This is a genomic window from Bifidobacterium sp. 7101, assembly GCF_000499285.1.
GTDB classification, from domain to species: domain Bacteria; phylum Actinomycetota; class Actinomycetes; order Actinomycetales; family Bifidobacteriaceae; genus Bombiscardovia; species Bombiscardovia apis_A.
The window spans coordinates 147441-172211 of the sequence record NZ_AWUN01000003.1 but is presented as its reverse complement, the minus strand read 5'-3'; the positions used below and the strand labels follow the sequence as shown (position 1 = coordinate 172211).

22 protein-coding genes and 2 tRNA genes are annotated in these 24771 nt (G+C 61.7%); 6 read left to right on the top strand and 18 right to left on the bottom strand.

Annotated elements, in window-relative coordinates; genetic code table 11:
* A complete protein-coding gene (gene aroA, locus P272_RS0105415; RefSeq protein ID WP_441293859.1) occupies positions 1 to 1356 on the bottom strand; it encodes a 3-phosphoshikimate 1-carboxyvinyltransferase in 1356 nt (451 codons plus the stop codon).
* A gap of 117 nt (positions 1357 to 1473) precedes the next feature.
* Between aroA and P272_RS0105410 the strand changes: the two genes are divergently transcribed.
* A tRNA-Pro gene (locus P272_RS0105410) sits at positions 1474 to 1547 on the top strand.
* Here P272_RS0105410 and P272_RS09120 read toward each other — a convergent pair.
* From P272_RS09120 to P272_RS0105365, 9 genes are all read right to left on the bottom strand, one after another.
* Positions 1539 to 2825, bottom strand: a complete 1287-nt coding sequence (locus P272_RS09120; protein ID WP_029678526.1) for an MFS transporter — start codon at positions 2823 to 2825, stop codon at positions 1539 to 1541. The two genes, P272_RS0105410 and P272_RS09120, sit on opposite strands and share 9 nt — an antisense overlap.
* Positions 2826 to 2838: 13 nt before the next feature.
* Positions 2839 to 3537, bottom strand: a complete 699-nt coding sequence (locus tag P272_RS0105400) for an ABC transporter permease (RefSeq protein ID WP_029678525.1) — start codon at positions 3535 to 3537, stop codon at positions 2839 to 2841.
* A 1-nt stretch (position 3538) separates the two neighbouring features.
* A complete protein-coding gene (locus tag P272_RS0105395) occupies positions 3539 to 4270 on the bottom strand; it encodes an ABC transporter ATP-binding protein (protein ID WP_029678524.1) in 732 nt (243 codons plus the stop codon).
* A 117-nt stretch (positions 4271 to 4387) separates the two neighbouring features.
* Entirely contained in the window at positions 4388 to 5101 is a 714-nt protein-coding gene (locus P272_RS0105390) for a TetR/AcrR family transcriptional regulator (protein ID WP_052323209.1), read from the bottom strand.
* Between the two features lie 127 nt (positions 5102 to 5228).
* Complete coding sequence (locus P272_RS0105385; protein ID WP_029678522.1) at positions 5229 to 5912, bottom strand: NUDIX hydrolase; 684 nt, start codon at positions 5910 to 5912, stop codon at positions 5229 to 5231.
* A 35-nt stretch (positions 5913 to 5947) separates the two neighbouring features.
* Positions 5948 to 6865: a Nif3-like dinuclear metal center hexameric protein gene (locus tag P272_RS0105380; RefSeq protein WP_044097809.1), complete on the bottom strand. Its 918-nt coding sequence runs from the start codon at positions 6863 to 6865 to the stop codon at positions 5948 to 5950.
* A gap of 48 nt (positions 6866 to 6913) precedes the next feature.
* Positions 6914 to 9808 (bottom strand): DNA polymerase I, encoded by a 2895-nt coding sequence (polA, locus tag P272_RS0105375; RefSeq protein WP_044097808.1) that lies wholly within the window; start codon positions 9806 to 9808, stop codon positions 6914 to 6916.
* Between the two features lie 7 nt (positions 9809 to 9815).
* Positions 9816 to 10463, bottom strand: a complete 648-nt coding sequence (locus tag P272_RS0105370) for an ANTAR domain-containing response regulator (RefSeq protein ID WP_015021953.1) — start codon at positions 10461 to 10463, stop codon at positions 9816 to 9818.
* A 49-nt stretch (positions 10464 to 10512) separates the two neighbouring features.
* A tRNA-Leu gene (locus P272_RS0105365) sits at positions 10513 to 10586 on the bottom strand.
* A gap of 121 nt (positions 10587 to 10707) precedes the next feature.
* On the opposite strand from P272_RS0105365, the gene P272_RS0105360 reads away from it, so the two are divergent.
* Positions 10708 to 11301, top strand: a complete 594-nt coding sequence (locus tag P272_RS0105360) for an NUDIX domain-containing protein (RefSeq protein WP_029678518.1) — start codon at positions 10708 to 10710, stop codon at positions 11299 to 11301.
* A 151-nt stretch (positions 11302 to 11452) separates the two neighbouring features.
* Here the strand turns inward: P272_RS0105360 and pyk are convergent, their stop codons facing one another.
* From pyk to P272_RS0105330, 6 genes are all read right to left on the bottom strand, one after another.
* A complete protein-coding gene (gene pyk / locus P272_RS0105355; protein WP_029678517.1) occupies positions 11453 to 12895 on the bottom strand; it encodes a pyruvate kinase in 1443 nt (480 codons plus the stop codon).
* A gap of 115 nt (positions 12896 to 13010) precedes the next feature.
* A complete protein-coding gene (locus tag P272_RS0105350; protein WP_029678516.1) occupies positions 13011 to 14009 on the bottom strand; it encodes a TerC family protein in 999 nt (332 codons plus the stop codon).
* A 177-nt stretch (positions 14010 to 14186) separates the two neighbouring features.
* Complete coding sequence (gene uvrB / locus P272_RS0105345) at positions 14187 to 16298, bottom strand: excinuclease ABC subunit UvrB (protein ID WP_029678515.1); 2112 nt, start codon at positions 16296 to 16298, stop codon at positions 14187 to 14189.
* A gap of 60 nt (positions 16299 to 16358) precedes the next feature.
* Complete coding sequence (gene coaE / locus P272_RS0105340) at positions 16359 to 16970, bottom strand: dephospho-CoA kinase (protein WP_029678514.1); 612 nt, start codon at positions 16968 to 16970, stop codon at positions 16359 to 16361.
* An 86-nt stretch (positions 16971 to 17056) separates the two neighbouring features.
* Positions 17057 to 18562, bottom strand: coding sequence for a 30S ribosomal protein S1 (gene rpsA / locus P272_RS0105335; RefSeq protein WP_029678513.1), 1506 nt, complete (start codon positions 18560 to 18562; stop codon positions 17057 to 17059).
* Between the two features lie 103 nt (positions 18563 to 18665).
* Positions 18666 to 19586 (bottom strand): bifunctional methylenetetrahydrofolate dehydrogenase/methenyltetrahydrofolate cyclohydrolase, encoded by a 921-nt coding sequence (locus P272_RS0105330; protein WP_029678512.1) that lies wholly within the window; start codon positions 19584 to 19586, stop codon positions 18666 to 18668.
* Positions 19587 to 19797: 211 nt separating this feature from the next.
* Here P272_RS0105330 and P272_RS0105320 point away from each other — a divergent pair, with 211 nt between their 5' ends.
* Complete coding sequence (locus P272_RS0105320) at positions 19798 to 20673, top strand: ABC transporter ATP-binding protein (RefSeq protein WP_029678510.1); 876 nt, start codon at positions 19798 to 19800, stop codon at positions 20671 to 20673.
* The gene (locus P272_RS0105315; RefSeq protein ID WP_029678509.1) at positions 20670 to 21497 is read left to right on the top strand and encodes a metal ABC transporter permease; all 828 of its coding nucleotides are present in this window, start codon (positions 20670 to 20672) and stop codon (positions 21495 to 21497) included. Before P272_RS0105320 ends, P272_RS0105315 begins: the two co-directional genes overlap by 4 nt.
* A gap of 6 nt (positions 21498 to 21503) precedes the next feature.
* Here the strand turns inward: P272_RS0105315 and P272_RS0105310 are convergent, their stop codons facing one another.
* Together P272_RS0105310 and P272_RS0105305 are read right to left on the bottom strand one after the other, a co-directional pair.
* Positions 21504 to 21983 (bottom strand): 2-C-methyl-D-erythritol 2,4-cyclodiphosphate synthase, encoded by a 480-nt coding sequence (locus tag P272_RS0105310; protein WP_029678508.1) that lies wholly within the window; start codon positions 21981 to 21983, stop codon positions 21504 to 21506.
* 14 nt (positions 21984 to 21997) lie between these two features.
* Positions 21998 to 22618, bottom strand: a complete 621-nt coding sequence (locus tag P272_RS0105305) for a CarD family transcriptional regulator (protein ID WP_029678507.1) — start codon at positions 22616 to 22618, stop codon at positions 21998 to 22000.
* A gap of 223 nt (positions 22619 to 22841) precedes the next feature.
* On the opposite strand from P272_RS0105305, the gene P272_RS0105300 reads away from it, so the two are divergent.
* On the top strand, positions 22842 to 23585 hold the full coding sequence (locus tag P272_RS0105300; protein WP_029678506.1) for a response regulator transcription factor: 744 nt from the start codon (positions 22842 to 22844) through the stop codon (positions 23583 to 23585).
* An 18-nt stretch (positions 23586 to 23603) separates the two neighbouring features.
* The gene (locus tag P272_RS0105295) at positions 23604 to 24734 is read left to right on the top strand and encodes a sensor histidine kinase (protein ID WP_044097831.1); all 1131 of its coding nucleotides are present in this window, start codon (positions 23604 to 23606) and stop codon (positions 24732 to 24734) included.
* The last annotated feature ends 37 nt before the right edge of the window (positions 24735 to 24771 follow it).

Genomic DNA, 24771 nt, shown 5'->3' with positions numbered 1-24771 from the left:
TTACGCTCGAATCTCGCCTGCCAGCATCCGCTTCCACATACCCGGGAAGTCGGGCATGGTCTTGGCTGTAGTGCCAATGTTGCGCACTCGGATGCCAGGTATCTTGAGCCCAATCATGGCTGCGAAAGTAGCCATTCGATGGTCGGCATAGGTCTCCATGACAGCCCCGTGCATACTCTGAACAGGCACAGGCTCGATGGCTAGACCATCATCCAATTCACTGGCTCGGCCACCTATTCTGGTGATTTCCATGGCTAGCGCCTTCAGCCGGTTGGTTTCATGACCGCGCAGGTGGCCAATGCCGTGCAGGCGGCTGGGTCCATCGGCAAAGACCAGGATGGCCGCAATTGAGGGCACGATCTCCCCTGCCGGGGACAGATCGAAGTCACCAAGCCCATGGATGGCTTCCCCGCCAGTCACTCTGCAGGTGGCGCCACCCTGCTCGTCGGAAACCATCTCCACCTTCGCGCCTAAAGTCCCCAGATACTTGGGCAACAGGCCGCCTGGCTGGGTGGTCCGGTCTGGCCAGTTGGGTACGCTGACTTGTCCGCCTCCTATCAGGGCCGCTCCCAGGAAGGGAGCCGCATTCGACAGGTCGGGCTCCACCTGGACCTGATTGGGCAGCTGCGTCCCGGCAGATCCTCTGCCTTCAACGCTCCACCTGCAGCGGTCGGGATTGGCCTGGACCTGGACTCCAGCCTGACGCAGGTCCTCAACGGTCATGGCGATGTGTGGGAGGCTGGGAAGATGCTGTCCAGAGTGGACGATGGTCATAGTGCCCTCAGCTCTGGCAGCCAGGAGCAGGAGGCCGGAAACGAACTGCGAGGATGCCGAGGAGTCTATGGTCACCTCTCTGCCCACCAGGCGATCCGGCGGTGTGAGCACAAAGGGCAGGAAGCCTTCCTGGCCCAGGTATTCGATTCTGGCTCCCAGCTGGGTTAGGCCGTCCAAGAGAGGCCTCATGGGGCGCCGATAGGCTTGCTGGTCTCCATCGAAGTGCGTGGCGCCATCGGCCAGCATGGCCAGGCCCGGCACGAAACGCATGACGGTTCCAGCCAGTCCGCAGTCCACCCGGGCGCCGCCGCGAAAACGTCCCCCTTCCGGTGGAACAACTGTTACATTCGTAGGGTCGTCCGGATCGACCCGACAGTTCACGCCGAGAGCCTCCAGGGCCCCGATCATAAGGTCTGTATCACGAGATCTGAGCAAACCAGTCAGCCTGACAGGGCAGCTTCCCAGGGCCGCCAAAATCAGATATCTGTTCGAGAGGGACTTGCTTCCCGGTATGGTCACCGTTGCATCCAAGGGCCCATCGGCCTGTGGCGCCGCCCATGTCTCTTCCATTGTCATGGTCACCATGGTAACCGCAGGCGCAGAGCTGTTCTCCCTCCCTGCTCACCCCTCAGGACCAGCCGGGACCCGACCCTGTGCTATATTGATACATTGTGCTCATACGTTGATACTTATGAGCGCCGGGCTATAGCGCAGCTTGGTAGCGCGCCTGCTTTGGGTGCAGGATGTCGCCGGTTCAAATCCGGCTAGCCCGACTTTAGCCTTCGTCCCATTTCGGGAGTCGGATCCTTGGCGTTCATGCCCATCAATCCCGTAATGATAATCACGAGAGCCAGAAGGCCCGTCAGGCCCGCATAAATGGACATGGTAATGGCGATGCCGACCAGATTGCCCAGCGTCAAAAAGACCATCTGCCCCAGAGGCGCCCCGATCATCATGACGGTCTGTACAATGCCCATAGTCGCAGCCAGATGGTCCTCAGCCACTGTGCTAATGAGCATGGTCATGAACCTTGGGTTGATCTTGCCAAGAAGATAATTCATGACCAAGAGTGGAACGAAGAGCAAGACAGGGCTGCGCAGCCAGACCAGGTTGACCCCTGCCACGGCAGCTGCAGCCATGACTCCGGTCAGCAGGGGGGCTATGGGCAGCCGTCGGAGCGGATCTGCGGCAAGGAGTGCACCAAGGATGAGTCCCAGGGAGGAGATGCCGTTGACGGCGGCTATGGTCGTGCCGTAGCTTCCCCACCAGACCCCGGGCATGGAAATCAGCCCCAGGTTGAGCAGGGGCTGCAGAGCCGTGCCCAGAAGGTTGACCAGGCAGCCGAAGCCCACCATCAGAATCAGGAAGGTAGAGCTGCGGAACTCCCCCAAGGTCACGCGGAGACTGGATGCCAGGCCCGAAGGCTTGTCTGCCGGTGAACCACTGCTCGCAACCTCAACCCTCGTGAATTCCCGATAGCCGATGGCCACCAGAATCCCCGCCAGGAGGAAGGTGGCGGCGTTGATCAGCGCAAATACTGCGAATCTGTTGCCCAGGAGCGCAATCAACACTGCGCCTCCGCCTGCACTGATGATGGCCGCAACACTGGAGGCGGCCGAGGTGATCGAAGTGGCCTGGTGAAGCTGGCCAGGCAGGACCAGATGTTTGAGGACAGGCATCCACAGACTGCCTGCATACCCCTCCAGCATGGAGGATGCCATGTCCATGGCTACCAACAGCAGAAAGACAGGCAGGCTCTTGGACCTGCCAATCGTCATGGCCATGACCAGATAGACACATACCTGAATCAGCTTGATCACCAGCTGCATCCGCGTCTTGTGCACGGTCCTGTCGGCCAGGTATCCGGTCAGGATGGCGGTCAGGGCTGGAGCCACCCAGGCCATTGAGGCTACAGAGACAGCCAGTCCGGCAAAGGGCATGGTCTGGGCATAGACGACGAAGACGATGTTGAAGAGCTCGCCTCCGACCGTATTCAACAGACTTGCCAGAACCATGGTCACGAAAGGCTTGTTCTTCAGAAGCTCCTGCATGGTCAGCCGCCGATCAGGGCAGTTCGATCTTCATGAGAGTCCGGTGAAGCAGCCACCAGGCCGGCAGAGAGGCCAGAAAGATGATCAGAAGCACAAGCGCCGACAGCAGCGGGGAGAGGGAGAGCAGATTGCCCACCACAGCGTCCAGTAGGAGCAGGACTGCAAACATGATAGGCAGCGAGCGCCTCCAGAAGCCCAGGGAAAGGGCGATGCCTACAAGCCCTATCAGTCCCGCAAGACTGGTAACCATCATGAGGAGAACCTGCACGAGCAAACTGCCCGACGAATCCGTCCCGAGAGAGCCCACAAGGCGGTCGACAAGCAGCAAGACGGTCAGGGTAACGGCCGTTCCCGCCAAGTAGGAGAGGGTTGTGAAGAGACCAACGAAAATCAGCTTGGCCAGCAGGATTCGGTCCCGCGAGATAGGGCACGACAGGGTGAGCGCCAGATTCCTACCCGTGTAGGGCTCGATGAAGACCAGATTGCAGAGGGCAGCGGCCACCAAAGAGAAACCCACCAGAAGGATGACCATGGCCATCTGCAGCACGAAGGCCAGGCTGGACAGTCGTGGGTCAGACCGACCGCTCGTCGTGTGGCCAATGGCCAGGAACATGCTTCCCAGGGCCAAGGCTGCGGCCACCACTGCCAGCCCTCCAAGGATGCAGGGCCAGAGTCTTGTCTTTTTCAGCTCCAATTTCAGCAACGTCTTCATATCAGCCCTCCATAGCCTTGATCAGGGTCTGCTCGGCACCCTCCTGGCCCTTATTGAGGAGCTCCGGTACGCTGGCCCGCAGGCTCACCCTGCCGCCCGATATGACCATGACACGGTCGGCAGTGTGCAACACCTCGGAGAGGATGTGGCTGGAAAAGAGAATCGCACTCCCCTGGGCAGCCAGATTTCGCAGGCTGTCTCGCAACTGTCCGACAGCTATCGGGTCCAGTCCGTTGAGCGGCTCGTCCAGTAGATAAAGGTCGGGATGACGTCCCATGCACCTGGCCAGGGCCAGCCTCTGCCTCATACCCATGGAATACCTGCCAACAGCAGTGGCAGAATCGGCTGTCAATCCGGCCTTTTCCAAAAGTTGGCTGATCCCGGCGAACTCGACCGCCCTATGCTCCTCGTTTGCCAGGGACAGGTAGGCAAGGTCAATCTCCAGATTCTCCCTGGCATTCAGAGATTCATAGAAGACAGGTTCGTTGATGGACACCCCCATCCTCGCCAAACTGCCCGGATAGCCTTCGCTGAGAGGCTTCCCCAGGAAACGGACCCGTCCACTGACAGGTCTCTGCATTCCGGTCAGAATCTTCAACAGCGTGGACTTGCCAGCCCCGTTGGCTCCCAGCAAGCCCAGAATCTCGCCCTGCCCCAGGGTCAGGTCCAGACCAGCCAGCACCTCCCTGCCTTCAAATACTTGGACGATACCGTCCGCCTCCAGCACCTTCATAAAACTCCTTCCAAAAATACCATCGGTATGTTTATGGAAACAAAAATCATTCACTTGTTGAGTGCCCGAATCCTGCTAATGGCCATAGCCGTCAGGGCCTTAAGAAATCCATCGGCTCTAAGAGACCCCTTGATCCTGATTCACGTCAGATTCCTCTTGCGTGGACTCCCCGCCTGCCGCAGTCAGAGGATTGCTCTTCAGATGCGCATGCAGGTGCACGGCTGCGCGGATGACCCGATCATCGATGACCGGCGCCCCTATCCCCTTGAGCATATCGGCCAAGAGGGTGAACTTGGAGACCACCTGGTCCCGGGTCATGGTAGAGAATCGAATCCCTATCCACATGTTGAGCAGGATATAGAGCACCTGGGCCAGATCCTCGGGATTGCAGGGGGCGATGGAACCATCCTCCACGCCTTCGCGGACGTAGGGGGTAATCACATCCACAATCCTGTCCATGGATTTCAGGTACATCTCCCCTACCATGCGGGGGCTCTTCAGCAGGGTTCTGGCGGAGAAGGTCACATCGAGACGTGAGTATGCCGACAGGGAGGCGATCAACTCGTTACGCAGCTTGTCCAACCCGGTCTTGCCAGGCCAGTCCCCCAGCCAGTCTTCCTGGGATGAGGACGAGGCCATACGTTCGGTAACCGCGTGGAAAATGGCCGTCTTCGAGGGGAAATGGTAGTAGACCGCTCCCTTGGTCATACCGCCCAGGCCATCGACGATGTCCTGGATGCTGGTTCCGTCGTAGCCCTTTTCCAGGAAGAGCCGCTGGGCAACATCAAGGATCTGATTGCGATGCCCTTCGGGGTCCTTCGGCGTGCCCATGCCGTGCCTCCCTCCTTGTCAGTGCATCAATGTCTGACCATCCTGGCCCGACCATCTTTTCTGACAAGTGTCTATCATACCACTGGTATGTTTTGTCTATCCATTCATATCAGTTGCCAACTTGGCATTAATCCTTCTGCAGGCGACGGATGGCTTCGTGCTGGATGGCCACCACCGCCTTGGCATCGGCAACTCCAGCTGCACAAAGCTCCTGCCAGGAGACCCAGGCCGACTGGATATGCTCGCCAGGGTCGAAGTCGGTGGGCCCCTGATGCCAGCGACGCAGATGCAGGACCGCAATGTGTCCGAGCTCGTCACTCATGCCCAGGGAGGAGTAGACATCGGGAGCGGCATCAATCCAACCGTCCTCAGGGTCCAGATGGCTTTCGGAGCCCCGAGCACCCTCCGGCCCGGGCACCAGACCAGTCTCCTCACGCAGCTCGCGCAGAACAGCCTTGACCGGGCTCTCCCCCGGGTCGATGAAGCCGGCAGGCAGGCCAAAGACGTAGCCCTGGGCACCCACCCGGTACTCCCGGGTCAGCAGATAGGCATCGGCAACGCAGTCGTGCACCAGCATGACCACGCAGGGGGCGTGGCGTATAAGCTGCCTGTCAATGGTTTCCTTGGAACCGTCACGCCGGAACATGGCCACCTGCTGCTGGTCGATAACGAATATCGGGCCGCGGAAGACCTCCTTGTCATCCATCAGCTCGGGAGCGCGGGTCATATCGATGCCCTTGGGTCCCTGTCCATCTCGGCCGGCCAGTCTTGCGGCCAATCGTGCCTGCAGATCCTGTGCTTCATCGCTCATGAAATCAATCCTTCTCAGTTGTCTATCCTCGGCAGTTAGCGCAACACCATGGTCCAGGGATCAGTGACGATGGGTGAGACCTCCACCTGTGGACGGACACCGGTAGCCATCTCCAGGGTCCTGGCAATGTCTCCCTTGGCGTATCGGAACCAAAGGCCCTCGATGGCCGAATGCGGTGTGTTGATCAGCATGGGCCTGGGCTGATTGGGCCGACCGGCCATCCGGGCCTCATAGAGGGCTTGCTGGTAGGCATCCGTGGCAGGGTGATGACGCAGATCGCTGGTGATGTAGACATCAGCCCCCGTGGACCGGACCAGGTCAAACTCGGAGTCCCCCGATCCGGGCAGCAGGGCAACAGTGGAAACCATGGCCTTGGACGGTCCGACCGCCTGAACACCCAGAGCAGTCTTGGGCAGGAGGCCCGCCACGGTGTGGACCAAATCCTCAAATGGCGTGGGCTTGGGAAGCCGTCCCCAGCGGCCCAGGCCTACCTGGATTCCCTGATCGGCGTGCAGATCACGTTTTGAGACCGGCTGTGGGGCCAACGGTCGTGTCTCCTGCAGTTCCAAGGCATCGGCTGCGGCCTGGGCCACGCCGCGGTAGGCAGCGTCAGCATTGGTGTGCCCCACCCAGAGGCCGCAGTGTCCCTCGATCAGCCTGGTTATCATATCCCCTCTAAAGTCCAGTCCGGAGACCTGGTGGACCGACCTGAAGAAGAGCGGATGATGGGTGATCAGCAGGTCGGCTTTGTGGTTCAGAGCCTCCTGTACCACATCGGGCCGAGGGTCCACGGCGCACCAGATCCGTCTGACTGGCCAGGAGGGATCTCCTGCCACCAACCCTGGATGGTCCCAGTCCTCTGCGTAATCCAAGGGGTAGAGCCCCTCCAGCAAATCCACCACCTGGCCCAAAGGCACCGAAGGCCTCTGAACCTCATCCTGTTCATCAGGCATGACGATCCCTCCTCGGATTCTGTTGGGCCCAGGCCACCCCATGTCAGGTCAGTGAGCAGCCAGCTCCCAGTCCTGGCCGATGCCAGTGGACACGTCCAGGGGCACCGCCAATTCAACGGCATGTTCCATGGAATCCTTGACCAGCTTGGTTGCCTTGTCGGTCTCGCCTGGAGCGATCTCCACCAGCAGTTCATCGTGGATCTGCAGGGAGATGCGGCTCTTCAGCCCCTGATCGGACAATGCACGGCTGGCCTTGATCATGGCGATCTTCATGATGTCGGCAGCTGAGCCCTGGATGGGCGCATTCAATGCGGCCCTCTCGGCGGCTTCGCGAGTGGGACGACGCTTGGAGCGCAGCCCGGGGAAGTAGCGTCGCCGGCCGAACATGGTCTCGGTGTAGCCCTTCTCCCGCGCATCGGCCACCAGGGACTCCAGGTACTCATGGACCTTGCCGAAGGTTGCAAAGTACTTGGCACGCAGCACGTCGGCCGCTGCCGGGCTGATCTTGAGCTGCTGGGCCAGGCCATAGGTGCTCAGCCCATAGGCCAAGCCGTAGCTCATGGCCTTCACATGGGAGCGCTGGTCCCCGGTGACCTCCTCCATGGGGATGTCATAGACCAGGCTGGCCACGTACCGATGGAAGTCAGCGCCAGACTTGAAGGCGTCGATCAGGGCCTGATCCCCGGAAAGATGGGCCATGATCCGCAGCTCCACCTGGGAGTAGTCCGAGGAGAGCAGCGCCTCGTACCCGCTACCAGGTATGAAGGCCGAACGAATCTCGCGGCCCCGGGCATCCCTGTTGGGAATGTTCTGCAGGTTGGGATCGACCGAGCTCAGCCGACCAGTGGCGGCCACGGTCTGCTCGTAGGTGGTATGCAGCCGCCCATCCCGGGGATTGACCGCCTCGCGCAGGGTCTGCACAATCTGCTTGAGCTTGTTGGTCTCCCTGTGCTTGAGCAGCGCACCCAGGAAATCGTTGGCCCGCTCATTGTTGACCGATTTGATGTAGAGGTCCTGCAGGACCGAGACGTTGGTCGAATAGGATCCGGTCTTGGTCCTGTGGGTGGGCACCAGGCCCATGTCATCGAAGAGCACCTTGCTCAGCTGCTTGGGGCTCTGCAGGTTGACACGGCTGCCAGCCTTATCCCAGGCGATTTCCTGAGCCTGACGGGCCTCAGCGGCAAACCGGTCATGCATCTCTTTCAGACGGGCATCGTCCACCTTGGCGCCCTCGGTCTCCATCTGCGCCAGGACTGCGGAGGTGGGCAGCTCTATGGTGCGCAGCAGGCCGTACTGGTGACGCTCGTCCATCAGCTCCTGCAGGCGCTCGGAGACCATCATGACGTACTGCGCCTGGCGCAGAATCCGAGTCCCCCGCCGACGTTCGTCCTCATCCTCTCGCCCATCCAAGGCCAGAGCTCCCTGAGTCGCCTCAGGCTCCTCCTCTACGGGGATGGCCAGGAAATGGGCGACGGCCTGTTCCAGATTGTCGGCATGGAAATCAGGCTCAGCCAGATAGCCTGCCAGATTGGTGTCGAACAGTGGCAGGGGCATGTGCAACCCCTGGCTCTCCAAAAAGTGCAAATGTTCCTTGTAACCATGGACCACACAGGTGCCGATCCGCTGGTCAATCAGCTCCTGGATGGCCGCGCGCATGTCTTCGTCAATGTCTTCCGCCATGAGGACCAGACCGTGGCCGTCCATGGAGAGAATGGCCAGCTCCTCCAGGCCGTAGTCGCCATGCTTGGCCCAGCCGATGGCATGGAGAACCCAGTGCGCCTTCATGGCCTCGCTGCAGCGCATGGCGTTCTGGTCGGTATCGCCGATGTCCTTGATTTTGTCCAGGGAATCGGCCATGGCCTTGACATGGTCAGCCGACCGTCGGCAAAGGGCCTTGTCCGGCAGATGCTTCTCGCACCAGTCCCGCAGCTGGTCGGCGGACTCCGCCTTATCGCGCTCAGGCTGTGTGAACTCCTCCTGCTTGTTGCTGACATCGACCAGTGCCGAGGCTGAAGAGTAATCGTAATCGGCAACCGTGTTGAATCCGCGCAGGATCTTCTTTCGGGTCTGTGGACCGAACTGCAACTGCTCGAAGATGGGCAGGACCTGATCCGTATGGATGGTGCCGAAACGCAGGTCCTCCACCTTCACGCCCAGGTCAAGGTCGCGAACCAGGGCGTTGACCTTTCGGTTAAGCCGCACCTGGTCGGCGTTCTCCGCCAGGGCCTGACCCTTCTTGCCGCCTATCTCATCGGCGTGCTCCAGAATGGAATCCAGCGATCCGTACTTGTTGATCCACTTGGCGGCGTAACCGTCGCCCACGCCCGGTACGCCAGGAATGTTGTCGGCTCCCTCGCCGCGCATGGCGGCCAGATCCGGGTACTGCTGCGGGGTCACCTTGTAGCGATCCATGATGGCCTGAGGCGTCATGTGCTTGAGGTTCTTGAAGTGGTGACCCGGGTAGAGCACGGTGATGTTGTCATCCACCAGCTGGAAGGCATCCCTGTCCCCGGACAGGACCAGGGTCTTGAACCCGGCCTGCTCCCCCATGGTGGCCAGCGTGCCGATGATGTCGTCGCCCTCGTAACCGGGCTTTTCGATATAGGTGATGCCCAGACCTTTGAGCAGGTCCTGGATCAGGGGCAGCTGGCTCAGCAGTTCCTTGGGAGCAGCCTCACGGGTACCCTTGTACTGGGGCAGCATGGCATTGCGGAAGGTGCCGCCCTTGACGTCAAAGGCCACGCCCATATGAGTGGGCTTCTCCTTGGCCATGACATCCGCCAGCATGGTGGCAAAGCCCCACACCGCGTTGGTGGGCTGCCCTGTCGAGGTGGTGAAACTCTCGACGGGAAGGGCATAGAAGGCCCGGAAGGCCAGCGAATGTCCATCGACGACCAGCAGGGTGCGGCCGTCCTTGTCCTGATTCTTCGTCTGGTCTTCCATGGGAGGGCTAGCGGTCGTTCTGGTTGGCCACGTTGTTGATGACCACGTCGGCCACCTCCTGCATGGTCAGCCTACGGTCCATGGAGGTCTTCTGAATCCAACGGAAGGCCTCGGACTCGGTCATCCCCATGCTCTCCATGAGCAGGCCCTTGGCCCGGTCCACCCGCTTGCGGGCCTCGAAACGGGCCTTCATATCGGTGACCTCGTCCTTCAGGGCGTTGATCTGGTCAAAGCGGGAAATAGCCACCTCAAGGGCCGGCAGCAGCTTTTCCGGAGCGAAGGGCTTGACCACGTAAGCCATGGCTCCTGCATCAGCCGCCTTCTCGACCAGGCTCTGCTGGGAGAACGCCGTCAGCATAACCACCGGGGCCAGGTTCTCCTTGCCAATCTCAGTGGCGGCGGTGATACCGTCAGTGCCGGGCATCTTCACATCCATAACCACTACGTCGGGCCTCAGCTCGCGAGTCAGATCAATGGCCTCCTGGCCGCTGGCCGCCTGGCCGACTACGTCATAGCCGGCATCCTCGAGAGCTTCAACGGTATCGAGCCTGATCAAAGCCTCATCCTCCGCCACAACCACGGTCCGCCCTTCGGGGGAATCGCTGCGGTTCTTACTCTCTGAAGCCACTTTCAACCTCGTTTCCTGAAAGTCCATCCGATCTTCACCGAAAATCGATGAGGGGCGGATGGGGTTCGCTTTATCGTGCCCCCGGTGAGACTCGAACTCACACTGCACGGATTTTGAGGCCGTTTCCTCTACCAATTGGGATACGGGGGCTTTTCATTACCACAGAGAATCTACCATACTTTGGCGACGACGCAAGGTTATTCGTGTTGAATCTGCCTTAGAATGAAGACAGTTATGTATACAGGCACATCAGCAGTCGAAGGAGAGCATGATGACCACTCAGATCTATCGACGGTTCGATCCTTGGCGCACCTCCCCCGTCCAGGAGAAGGCCCGCAAGCAAATTATGGACAGCCACTACTTCAGCGTCGACAGGGTCACCTTTGAATCAAGCGACAATCAGACCTTCGATCGCAGCATCGTCAGTGAGAAGCACGGGGATACCATCGCCGTCCTGGCCATCACCGACGACGGAAGGATACCCCTGGTCGAGCAGTACCGTCTGCCTACCCACCGTTGGACCCTTGAGCTGCCGGCCGGCCATCCGCTCAACGACACAGAAGCCCCCATCGATGTAGCCACCAGACGACTGCGCGAGGAGGCCGGATACAAGGCTGCCTCCTTTAACCAGTTCGCAAGGTTCATCAACACCCCCAGCTTCTCCACGCAGCACACGACGCTCTTCTATGCCGAAGGCCTGACCCCGGTCCAGCCTGCCAGCCTGGCACCAGAGACCCCCCACCAGAATGTGCGGCTCTTCACTGTGGATGAGGCCTATGACATGGTGATTGCAGGGACCATACTGGACGCCAAGACCACCATCGCCATCCTGCGGGCAAAGATTGGACTGTCCGACCTGCACTGAGACAGGAACCCTCACATAGCGAACCGGTGGCCTCTCCCCTACCTTTGCAGGCGGGGGAAAGACCACCGGTTCGTTGTGTATTAGTGCCGAGCCAATCTAACGGCCAGCCGCCCGACTGACTCAATCGACAGCAAGGCGGGAGACCGGAGAATCAGTCGTTGGCGCCAACCGTGTGCACGTAGATGCAGTCGGTGTTTCCTGGCTCATACTCGCCCTGGGCGCTGCTGAGCACCACCAGGCAATCGCCGTCGGAGACCTTGCCCTGCTTCTTCAGGGTGGAGTCCACGAAGGACATGAGGCCTGCACGGTTGAAGTCGTGGTAGTCCTGCTCGCACATGAAGGCCTCAGTGCCCCAGCTCAGGGCCAGCCAATGATAGGTATGCTCATCGGTGGTCAGCGCATAGATGGGGGCAGCCGGGCGTTCGCGGGAGACGCGGTGCACGGTGTTGCCGGTCTGAGTGAAGGCCACGATGGCCTTGGCATTGATCTTGTCGGCCAGGTCCACAGCAGCGGAGGAGACGGCACCGGAGTTGGACATGTCCAGGTTGTGCATATCCGGGATGCGGTCGAACCCGTGGGTGGTGGCGTACTCGGAAATCCGGGCCATGGTGGAAACCGTGGTGTCGGGATAATCACCCACGGCGGTCTCGTTGGAGGTCATGGTGGCGTCGGCGCCGTCCAGGACGGCGTTGGCGCAGTCGGAGGCCTCGGCACGGCTGGGAATGGGCGAATGAACCATGGAGCCCAAGACCTCAGTGGCGACAATGACCGGCTTGGCGTACTGACGGGCCAGCTCGATGCAGCGCTTGGTCACCAGGGGAACCTGCTCGAAGGGCATCTCCACGGCCATGTCACCGCGGGCCACCATGATGCCGTCGAAGGCCTTGACGATCTCCTCCAGGTTCTCAACGGCCTGGGGCTTCTCGATCTTGGCCACGATGGGGATGCGGCGACCCTCCTCGTCCATGATCTCATGGGCGCGGTCGATGTCGGTGGCGAAGCGGACGAAGGACATGGCGATGATGTCGGCGCCGGTGCGGATGCCCCAGCGCAGGTCCTCCTCGTCCTTGGGGGTCAGTGCCGGCAGGCTCACGGCCACGCCGGGCAGGTTGATGCCCTTGTGGGAGGAGACCGGACCAGCCACGACCACCTTGGTGTGGACCTGGTTGCCCTCGACCTTGGTGACCTCCAGACGGACCTTGCCGTCGTCGATCAGGATGGGATCGCCGGGATGGCAGTCACCAGGCAGACCCTTGAAGGTAGTGGAGGTGATGTGCTCGTCACCCTCGACATCGTCGGTGGTGATGGTGAACTCCTGGCCCTCCTTGAGGATGACCTTGTCTTCGCCCTGCTCGTTCTTCTTGAACCAACCGCAACGGATCTTGGGACCCTGCAGATCGACCAGGGCCGCCACGTTGCGTCCAGTCTCCTTGCTGGCCTGACGCACGTTGTTGTAAACCTTGAGGTGATCCTCGGGGGTGCCATGGGACCGGTTGAGCCTGGCTACATCCATGCCGGCCTTGACCAGCTTGGTGATGTTTTCCAGCGACTCCGAAGCCGGCCCGATGGTATCGACGATCTTGGCTTTGCGCATATGCTACCTGCCTGTTCTTTTTTCTTACTTACCGTTCTATTGTACAGACTCAAGCCGATGTGAACCAGTATTTCCCGTTAGCGCTAACAATCCTTGTGGCTCAAGGGATTGTCAATCACTTTTCTCCCTGTGAAGCTGATTCAAGGGACTGATGGCGGCTCTTGAGCAATGAGGCCAGGGCGGCTATGCCGATGGCCAGGACGATGACCAGCAGGGATGCCCAGGTCGGTATCTCCGGCACGGCTTCCAGGGGCCGTCCTCCATTGATAAAGGGCAAAGTGTTGCCGTGCAGAGCCTCCATGATCAGCTTGACCCCGATGAAGGCCAGGACCACAGACAGCCCCAGGGGCAGATACTCCAGCTTGTCCAGCAGGGATCCCAACAGGAAGTAGAGCTGCTGAAGGCCCAGCAGGGCGAAGACATTGGAGGTGAAGACGATGAAGGGATCCTTGGTAAGTCCGAAGATGGCCGGAATGGAGTCGAAGGCGAACATGACATCAGTGGTGCCGATGGCCAGGAAAACCACCAGCATGGGTGTGAAGTAGCGTTTGCCCTCAAAGGTGGTCCGCAGACGCTCACCGTCGTAATGGCTGGTGATGGGGATGACCCGGCGCAGGACCCTGATCAGCCCGTTCTCGTGGTACTCCTCCTTCTCGCCCCGGCTGGAGACCATATTCCAAGCGGTATAGAGCAGAAAGAAGCCGAAGATGAAGAAGACCCAGGTGAAGCGGGTGATCAGCGCTGTCCCGGCCAGGATGAAGACACCGCGTAGCAGCAGGGCGATGGTGATGCCGACGCTGAGCACATAGCGCTGAAGACGCAGGGGCACGGCGAAATTGCCCATGATGATCACGAAAACAAAGAGGTTATCGATACTGAGCGAATACTCGGTCAGCCAACCCGAGTAGAACTCGATGGCCGGCTTGGATCCGGCAACCTTCCAGATCAGTGCACCGAAAATCAGGGCCATGACCACGAAGAAGCCGATGTGCCGCACGCATTCACCGGTCGAGGGCACATGTGGCCGACGTCCGATCACCAGAAGATCGACTACGAAGAAGACGGCCAGCACAACCAGGCTCACAACCATGAACGGCAGAGGTGTCTCGGACATATCACCTGACTTTAGCTGCAAGATATGACGTGCCATCTCCCTGGTCCGCGTGTCTGAACAACCGCACAGAGCGGGGTTTACAGGACGGGTCTGTGATGCTCTTGCCTGACATCACAGACCCGAAGCATGGCCGGTATGGTCTACTGGCCAAGGCCTCCTCCAAGCCAAGGGCCGGACTTACTTTTTGGCCTCGGTCATCTGCCGCAGCTCCTTCTTCAGATCCTTGATTTCATCGCGCAGACGGGCTGCGAGCTCGAACTGCAGCTGTTGCGCAGCCGTGTGCATCTGGTCGCTCAGCTGACGGATCAGATCGGCAAGGTCCTGTGCCGGCAGACCGGCCTGGAGGATCTCCTGATGCCGTTTGTCGGCCTCCTCCTTGTCGTAGAGGGGCACACCCAGGTGGGAGTTGCCGGCCTTGTTGGCATTGCGGTAGCCGCCCGCAAGCAGTGTCTGGGTGTCCACATCCTCCTTGGCCAGCATGTCGTTGACGTCGCTGATCTTCTTGATCAACGGCTTGGGATCCACGCCGTGCTCCTTGTTGTAGGCGATCTGCTTGGCCCGGCGACGGTTGGTCTCGCTGATGGCCTTGTCCATGGAGTCGGTGACCTCGTCGGCGTACATGATGACCTTGCCGGACACGTTTCGGGCCGCACGGCCGATGGTCTGGATCAGTGAGCGGTAGGAGCGCAGGAAGCCCTCCTTGTCCGCATCCAGAATGGCCACCAGGGAGACCTCGGGAAGGTCCAGCCCCTCACGCAGGAGGTTGATGCCCACGATGACGTCGATCTTGCCCTCGCGTAGCTCGCGTAGGAGTTCCACCCTCCTCAGGGTGTCCACGTCAGAGTGCAGGTACTCCACCTTGATGTCACGCTCAAGCAGATAGTCGGTCAGGTCCTCGGCCATCTTCTTGGTCAGCGTGGTCACCAGGACCCGCTCGTGACGGGCCACTCGGGTCTTGATCTCGTCCAGGAGGTCGTCCACCTGGCCCTTGACAGGCCTTACCTCCACCTCGGGATCCAGGAGGCCAGTGGGCCGGATGACCTGCTCCACCACCCCGTCGGACAGGCCCATCTCATAGTCGCCCGGCGTTGCCGACAGGTAGACCGTCTGGCCAACCTTGTCCAGAAACTCGGGCCACTTCAGCGGACGGTTGTCCATGGCCGAGGGCAGACGGAAACCGTGCTCAACCAGGGTCCGCTTGCGGCTGGCATCCCCCTCGTACATGGCTCCGATCTGGGGAACGGTCACGTGGGACTCGTCGATGACCAGCAGGAAGTCGTCAGGGAAAAAGTCCAACAGGGTGTGGGGCGGCGTCCCGGGTTCGCGCCCGTCGAAGTGGCGGGAGTAGTTCTCCACTCCGGAGCAGGTGCCGATCTGGGTGAGCATCTCCAGATCGTAGGTGGTGCGCATGGTCAGCCTCTGGGCCTCCAGCTCCTTGCCCTGCTTGCGCAGCTGGCCCACACGCCAATCCAGCTCCTCCTTGATGGTCTTCAGGGCGCGCTCCATCCGCTCGGGACCGGCCACATAGTGGGAGGCAGGGAAGATGTGCACGGAGGTCTCATGGGCAATCTCGTCCCCAGTCAGCGGGTGCAGGGTGGAGATGCGGTCGATCTCGTCGCCGAAGAACTCAATGCGGACGGCCAGCTCCTCATAGACGGGGATGATCTCGACCGTGTCGCCGCGCACGCGGAAGGTGCCTCGCGTGAAGGCGATGTCGTTGCGCTTGTACTGCATGTCCACGAATTTGCGCAGCAGGTCGTCCCGGTTGATCCGGTCCCCCTCGTGCAGGAAGAGCATGCGACCGGCGTACTCCTCGGGCGTGCCCAAGCCGTAGATGCAGGAGACGGTGGCCACCACCACACAGTCCCGTCTGGTCAGCAGATTGGCTGTGGCAGCGTGCCGAAGCCGCTCCACGTCGTCGTTGATGTTGGAGTCCTTCTCAATGTAGGTATCTGTTTGAGGAATGTAGGCCTCAGGCTGGTAGTAGTCGTAGTAGGAGACGAAGTAGGAGACCGCATTGTCGGGCATGAGCTCGCGGAACTCGGCGCAGAGCTGGGCGGCCAGGGTCTTGTTGGGTTCCAGAATCAGGGTGGGCCGCTGCAGGCGCTCGATCAGCCAGGCCGTGGTCGCGGTCTTGCCGGTGCCGGTGGCGCCCATGAGCACCACATCGTTCTCGCCATTCTCGATCCGGGTGGCCAGTTCCTCGATGGCCTCTGGCTGGTCGCCGGAGGGCTTATAGGGAGACTTGACCACGAAGGGCTTGTCGGTCCGCTCAATGTTGAACCCCATGAAACTCCCTTCCAGGATGCGTCATTCGCCCAAGGCTCCTCAGTCGCTGTGCGAGGACCCCTAGGCCAAGGTCTTTAGCTCTTCGTATATTCTATCAACAGACTCGAACATTTGTTCGATAGGCTGGGATCCGTCCACCAGCAGATCGGCCTGAGCACGTCGCAAACTGCTGCTGGTCTGGGAATCTATGCGTTCAACAGCCTGGCTTTTGGTCATATGCCGCTGATTCACCATACGCGCAATCCTCACCTGGCTTGGAGTCTCCACCAACAGGACCCTGTCGAAATGAAAAGGAATGGCTGAGCCTACCTCGGTCAGCAGGGGCACCTCATGGACCACCACCTCGGAACCCTCCAGCCAGGGCTGCTCGGCCTTGGCAGCCAGGTCATAGACCAGCGGATGGATGATCTCGTCCAGGTCCCTGCGACCCCTGTCGGCCGTCGGCCCGCCGAAGACCCGTGCCGCCAAGGCTGACCTGTCCACTCCTCCCCGGCCGTCCCCGCAGTCTGAGCCGAAACGCTCCAAAACCGGCCCCACGCCGGGCCCGCCCGGAGCGATGGCCTCGTGAGAGAGCTGGTCATAATCGATGACCCTGGCCCCGTCCTGAGCAAGCCGAGCCGCCACCGTGCTCTTGCCGGCCGCAATCCCGCCGGTCAATCCCACACGTATCATCCCAACCTCCCACGTATACCTTATGACAGCAGATACAAATGAAGGGGCCCGACCGAGGCCGGACCCCTCCATTCACCGCTTAATGCTCACTTCTTTTCCTTGAGCAGCTGCTCGCGCAGGGCGGCCAGCTGGTCGTCGGAGGCCAAGGTGCCCTCGGAGCTGGACTCCGAGCTGTAGTTGGTGGTCTCCTCGGAGTTCTGACGGCGAGAGCGCGAACCGGAGGCAGGCGCCTGGGAGGACCGGCTGTCCTCGGCGGCCGAAGCCTCGGCGTTCTCCAGCTCCTTGGCCACGAAGGCCTTGTGCTGCTCCCAGAGGTCGTGGGCGGCCGCATACTGGGACTCCCACTCCTCCCGCTGCTTCTCGTAGCCGGCAATCCACTCGTTGCTCTCGGGGTCGAAGCCCTCGGGGTACTTGTAGTTGCCTTCCTCGTCGTATTCGGCAGGCATGCCGTAGATGGCCGGATCGAAGTCCTCGGAGGTCGGGTCGACGGAGTCGTCGGCCTGCTTGAGGGACAGGGAGATGCGGCGGCGATCCAGATCGACGTCGATGACCTTGACGAAGATCTCCTCGCCCTGCTTGACCACGGTCTCGGGGTTCTCCACATGGCGGTTGGCCAGCTCGGAGATGTGGACCAGGCCCTCGATACCGTCCTCGACGGAGACGAAGACGCCGAACTGCACGATCTTGGTGACCTTGCCCTTGACGATCTGTCCGGGCACGTGGGTCCGGGCGAAACGCTGCCAGGGATCTTCCTGGGTGGCCTTGAGGGACAGCGAGATGCGCTCGCGGTCCATATCGACATCCAGCACCTCGACGGTGACCTTGTCGCCCACCTTGACGACCTCGCTGGGGTGATCGATGTGCTTCCATGAGAGCTCGGAGACGTGGATCAGGCCGTCCACACCGCCCAGGTCGACGAAGGCGCCGAAGTTGACGATGGAGCTGACCGTACCCTCGCGGATCTGGCCCTTCTTGAGCTGGGCCATGAAGGTCTCGCGCACCTCGGACTGGGTCTCCTCCAGGTACTGGCGGCGGGAGAGGACCACGTTGTTGCGGTTCTTGTCCAGCTCCAGAATCTTGGCCTTGATCTTCTGCCCGATGTAGGGAGACAGGTCGCGCACGCGGCGCATCTCGACCAGGGATGCGGGCAGGAAGCCACGCAGGCCGATGTCGACGATGAGTCCGCCCTTGACGGCCTCGATAACGGTGCCCTCAACGACGCCGTCAGCATCCTTGATCTTCTCGATGTCGCCCCAGGCGCGCTCGTACTGGGCACGCTTCTTGGACAGGATCAGACGACCTTCCTTGTCCTCCTTGGTGACGACCAGAGCCTCGATGGTGTCACCGACCTGGACCACATCGTCGGGATCGACATCCTTCTTGATGGAAAGCTCGCGGGAGGGAATCACGCCCTCGGTCTTGTAGCCGATGTCCAGCAGAACCTCGTCATGGTCGATCTTAACGACCGTCCCCTCGACCAGATCCCCATCGTCGAAGTTCTTGATGGTGGAATCGACTGCCTTGATGAAGTCTTCCTCGGACCCGATGTCATTGACCGCGACCTGGGGGACTTCCTTCTTGTTCTCTGCCATTAATTAAATTGTTTCTTGTATAGTTGGTGGATATTTTTTCCGTATTGAGTTATGCGTTCCCGCCGACAGGCGCGAACATTCTCCATGATAGGAGACACCACGGTCATTGTCGCCGGGAGACCTCGGGCGTGTCGCAGGCAGGGATTCCGGCGGCCCGCTCAGCGGATTCGACCACATTGACCAGGAGCATGGCCCGGGTCATGGGCCCCACCCCGCCGGGATTGGGCGTATAGGCGGATGCAGACAGCCTGGCGGCCGGATCGATGTCGCCCTTGATTCGCCAGCGCCCCTCCTGCTGATCCCAAATCCGGGAGACACCTACATCCACCAGGACGGCACCCTGGCGAACCTGGTCCGCGCCAACCAGCCCGGCTTGTCCCACGGCTGCGATGATCACGTCAGCCCTGCGCAGATGGGCGTCAACATTCCTGGTGCGGGTATGGCAGAGGGTCACGGTGGCATCCACCCCGCGGTTGGTCAGGAGCAGTCCGATGGTGCGGCCCACGGTCAATCCGCGGCCCAACACGCAGACCTCCTTGCCGGTCAGGTCAATCCCGTAATGGTCCAGCAGGTGCAGGATCCCCCGCGGGGTGCAGGGCAGGGGGGTCCGCATCCGGCCGTCGGTATGCAGGACCAGCTGGCCCAGGTTGTATGGATGCATGCCGTCGGCGTCCTTGGCCGGATCGATACGATCGATGATCTCCGTGGGATCCACGCCCTCGGGCAGGGGCAGCTGGACGATGTAACCAGTGCAGTCGGGATCATGGTTGAGCTGATCCACCGCAGCAAGAATCCGCTCCTTGCCGGCATCGGCGGGCAAATCGATCCTAATCGACCGGATACCCACCTGGCTGCAGTCCCGATGCTTGCCCTCTACATATTTGAGCGAGCCGGGGTCCTCCCCCACCAGAATGGTCCCCAAACCAGGAGTACGTCCCATGGCCGTCAGCCTCGCCACGCGAGCGCGCAGGTCCTCCTTGAGTTCCGCGGCCGCCGCCTTGCCGTCCAGTTTCACTGCAGTCAATACATCTCCATCATCCAAGCGGGCGCAAACCCTTGCCGAAGTCGTCTGGGCCAGACTAGCGCAGATTCCTCCCCGACAGGAACCGCCGTCCAAGAGCCGGTCTGCAAGACTCGGCTGATCAGGTTGCAAGCTGTCCCCTCCCCAGCGATAATGAGAATCATGCTCAATAAGAGCAGAACCGTCAAATGGAACTCCTGCCAAGAAGGACGCCATGGATAAGGACACGGATAAAACATCCACGCAGGCCTGCATCGTCTTCGACCATGCCGCCATCCGCCGATCCGGTCGACTGATCTGGTCGGAGGGGACCTTCACCATTCCCTCGGGGACCGTGACCGCCATCGTGGGAACCAACGGCACCGGCAAGACCAGCATGATGCAGGCCGAGCTGGGTCTGCTCCCCCTGGATGCCGGCAGTCTGCAGGTCCTGGGGCAGCCGGCCGGCCAGGCCAACGACCGTATCGGCTACGTGCCACAGAGTTACACCTCGGACATCGACTCCAATCTGACGGCCGAACAGTCCGTCCTGCTGGGGCTGACCGGCACCCGCTTCGGCATCCACCCCGTCACCCGGCAGGACCGCGAGCGCGCCAGAAAGGCCATGCGCTTCGTCGGCGTGGAGGACAGGGCCCACCTGCGTCTGTCCCAGCTCTCCGGAGGCCTGCGCCAGCGGGTGGCCATCGCCCAGGCCCTGGTCTGCGATCCTGATCTGCTCATGCTGGACGAACCCCTGGCCAATCTGGACCTGGCCGGGCAGCGGGCCACCGTCCACCTGCTGGCACAGCTCAACAGCCGTCTGGGCATGACCATCCAGGTGGTGGCCCATGACCTGAACATGCTGCTGCCTGTGCTGACGGGGGCGGTCTACCTGCTGGACGGACATCCCCACTACGCCCGTATGGACGACGTGCTGGACTCGGACCTGCTCACCCACCTCTACGGCACCAAGGTGGAGGTGGTCACCACTCCCCAGGGGGACATGTTCGTGGCCCCCGACATGGACGAGCCGATTGGCCCCGTCCACAATCGCTATCAACCCAGCCAGGTGGCCCGCCTGCACGGGACGGACCGGGAAAGGACCTCATGACTACACCAGTCTTCGACCCTCATTGGACGGAGATCCTCGCCGCCCCCTTCATGCGCAACGCCATGGTGGCTGGATTGTGCATCGCCGTGGCCGCCGGTGCCATGGGCTACTTCACCATTGCCAGGCACTCCACCTTCGCCGCCCACGCCCTGGCCCACATCGGCCTGCCCGGCGCCACGGGTGCCGTCCTGCTGGGACTGCCGGTCTCTGCCGGCATGGGCCTGTTCGCCCTGGGCGGGGCGCTGGTCATCGGAGCCCTGGGAAAGCGGGCCTCCCAGCGGGAGATCGCCACGGGCACGGTCCTGGCCTTCGCCACCGGCCTGGGGCTCTTCTTCGCCAGGATGTCCAGTTCGGCCTCCCAGCAGATGCAGGCCATCCTCTTCGGATCCATCCTGACCGTCACCCGGGGCCAGGTCGTCGGCTTCATAATCTTCGATGCAATCCTGCTGATCCTGCTGGCCCTGATCTACCGGCCCCTGCTCTTCAGCTCCCTGGACGAGCAGGTGGCCCAGGCCCGCGGCGTGCCCATCGGGCTGATGAACCTGACCTTTATGGCCATCATGGCCGGGGTCATCACCATCGCCGTGCCGGCAGTGGGGACCCTGCTCATCTTCGCCCTGGTCGTCACCCCGGCGGCCACGGCCAACATCCTGGTGGCCTCTCCCCTGCGGGCCATGCTTCTGTCGGGATTGATCTGTCTGGTTTCCATCTGGGGAGGCCTGGTCATTTCAGCCATGGTGCCGGCCCCTCCCAGCTTCATCATCGTGACCCTGTCCACCCTCTTCTGGGCTCTGGCCAAGGGATGGGCGGCCTTGCGCGCCTGATGCCGGTCAGCCGACAAGGGCGGTGGCCATGACGGCGATGCCTTCGTTGTGGCCGGTAAAGCCCATACCATCAGTGGTGGTGGCGGTCAACCGAACCGGGGCCCCGACGGCCTGGCTCATGGCCTGCTGGGCCAGGTGACGGCGGGAGGCGATTCTGGGACGCTGACCGACGATGACCAGGGAGGCGTTGAGCAGCCTGCGACCATGCTCGTGCAGGCAGGCCACGGTCTTCTCCAGCATGGCCGCCCCATGCATGCCCGCTCCGGGTGCCTGCGCTCCCAGGCCAAACAGGGTGCCGATGTCACCCAGGTCGGCGGCTGACAGGATGGCATCAATCAGGGCATGGGCGGCCGCATCGCCGTCAGAATCACCCAGCAGGCCGGGAGTTCCGTCATTCCAGGACAGACAGGCCAACCAGAGGGGACGCCCGCCAGTCGGGTCGAAGCGATGGGCGTCAAAGCCCAGTCCGACGCTTGGATGGCCCATGACCGGATCCGGCCTCAGCGCTTGCCCTTGGTCTTACCCTTGCCCTTGTTCTTGGCGGCCTCCTGGGCCACCCGTGCCAGGGTCTTGGAAGCCGGCTCCTTGGGGGACTTGGTATGGTGCTTGTCGTCACCGGGCATGGGCTCCGCATAGCCCAGGTTGACGTCCAACAAGCGTTGGGCCTCGTCCTCGTCCAGCTTCTCGGACAGGGCGATCTCGGAAGTCAGAATCTTGCGGGCCTTGATCAGCATCCGCTTCTCGCCCGCCGACAGCCCGTGCTCGTCCACGTCGCGCTGGGAGAGGTCTCGCACCACCTCGGCGATCTTGTTGACCTCGCCGGTGGCGATCTTCTCCACGTTCAGCTTGTAGCGGCGGGACCAGTTCATCTCCTTCTCCTCGACCACCGGAGTGCGCAGGATTTCGAAGACCTTGGCCACCGCCTTGGCGTCGACGATGTCCCTGACGCCCACCTTGGCCGCGTTCTCGACGGGGACGTTGATGACCAGCCCATCAGAGGAAAGTACGGACAGCTGCAGGTACTTGCGGGTGACGCCCTTGACGGTCCGTTCGGTGATGGCATCCACCCTGGCGGCCCCATGACGCGGATAGACGACCATGTCACCGACCTTGTAACCCATATGTCCTCCAGAACGAGTCGATAAAATACCATATAATAATGTCATTGCGCATGGACTTGCCGACGGGGCCCGGAGGCGACGCGATTCTCCGCGAGCACACTTCCCCTGGAAGCTCTGAAGACTATTCTGGAAGAAACGACGGTGGTGGAACGAATGCCGACAAGGCTCCACCCCGCATGACGAGCATCGTTTTGCGGATCAGTGATCGAAAACAGAGGTAGGCATGATCAAAAACACAAGCCGCTACACTACACCCAGCACCATCCTGGTGGTTGAGGACGAACCCACCCTGGCCACCGCCATCGCCCAGCGCATCACCGCCGAAGGGTGGACGGCACGGGTGGCCTCGGACGGTGCCAGCGCCGTGCAGGCCGCATCCCAGATCAAACCCGACCTGGTCATCATGGACATCATGCTGCCCATCATGGACGGACTGGAGGCCACCAAGCGGATTGTGGCCGAGCGACCGGTGCCGGTGCTGATTCTGACTGCCCGGGACGACGAGGCCGACAAGGTGACCGGCCTGGGTGCCGGGGCCGACGACTACATGACCAAGCCCTTCTCCATGCGCGAGCTGATCGCCCGCTGCAAGGCCCTTCTGCGTCGGGTGGAGCGAGCCAAGGTCATCGCCAAGAACTCCGAGAACGAGAAGGTGCTGGACTTCGGCTCCCTGGTCATCGACCCGGCCCAGCGCATCGTGACCCTGCGCGGGGAGCAGATTCACCTGACCCCCACCGAATTCGACCTGCTGGCCACGCTGGCCCGTCGGCCCAAGTCCGTGCTCACCCGCGAGAAGCTGCTGGAGGAGGTCTGGGACTGGGTGGATGCCTCGGGCACCAGGACGGTGGACTCCCACGTCAAGGCTCTGCGCCATAAGCTGGGTTCACAGATGATTCGCACCGTGCATGGTGTGGGCTACGCCTTCGAACCGCCCGAGGACCAGGAACAGGACCAGGACCAGCGGTAACGGCCGCGGATGCACACCATGAGCAAGGACGGCAAAAGCCGGCGTAAGGGACCAGGTCTGAGTGTGCGGGTGGACCGCGAACGACCCATCGGATCCTTCGCCTCATTGAAGGTGGAGCTGAGCGTCCTGATCATCATCTCCACAGCCATCGCCTTCGTCATGGCCTGGTTCCTGCTGAAGATGGGCTGGAGCGGCTGGATTGCCATGCCGCTGACCCTGGTGGTGGCCCTGGGGATTACCTACTTCTTCTCCCGGGGGCTCACCGCTCCCCTGCGGCAGATGCGGGACGCGGCCGAGGCCATGGCCGACGGGGACTACACGGTCCGGGTCCACGCCACCACGACCAGCCATGACGAGGTCGGACTCCTGGCCCAGTCCTTCAACGAGATGGCCGAGGAGCTCCAGCACGCCGACCAGATGCGCCGGGACATGGTGGCCAATGTCAGCCACGAGCTGCGCACCCCCGTCTCGGCCCTGCAGGCCATGGTGGAGAACATGGCGGACGGGGTGACCGAGCCCACGCCAGCCAACCTGGAGGGGATCCTGGAGCAGACCCACCGCCTGTCCGACCTGATCGCCTTCCTGCTGGACCTGTCGAGGATGGAGGCCGGGGCCGCCAGCCTGCAGATCGAGGACTTCGACTTCGGGGACTTCATCGACGAGACCCTCCAGCCCCTGGCCATAGCCGACGCCGGGCACGCCCACGACATCCAGGTGGACCTGGAGAAGGGGCTGAGAATGGAGGGCGACCAGGACCGGCTGCGTCAGCTCTTCACCAACGTCATCAGCAACGCCCTGAAGCACTCGGCCGACGGCACCACGGTGCTGATCCAGGCCCACGAGGATCGGCAGCAGGAGACCATAGTCACCAACGTGGTCAACTTCGGCTCGCAGATACCCCCCGAGGCCCGCACCGACATCTTCAGGCGCTTTGTCAAGGGCAAGGCCGGGCCTGGCACGGAGTCTGGCGGAACCGGGCTGGGGCTGTCCATCGCCCGCTGGGCGGCCCAGCTGCATGGAGGCCAGGTGCAGGTGGTGGACGATCCGCGCGGAGCGGACTTCGAGATCACCCTGCCCAGATATCACCGCGACCCCGACGAAGACGAGGGGGACGGGAACCGCTCCGGCGGGCCCGACGCGCCGCATTGACTGGGAGGCGCACTTCGGCTCATAATGAAATCGAACA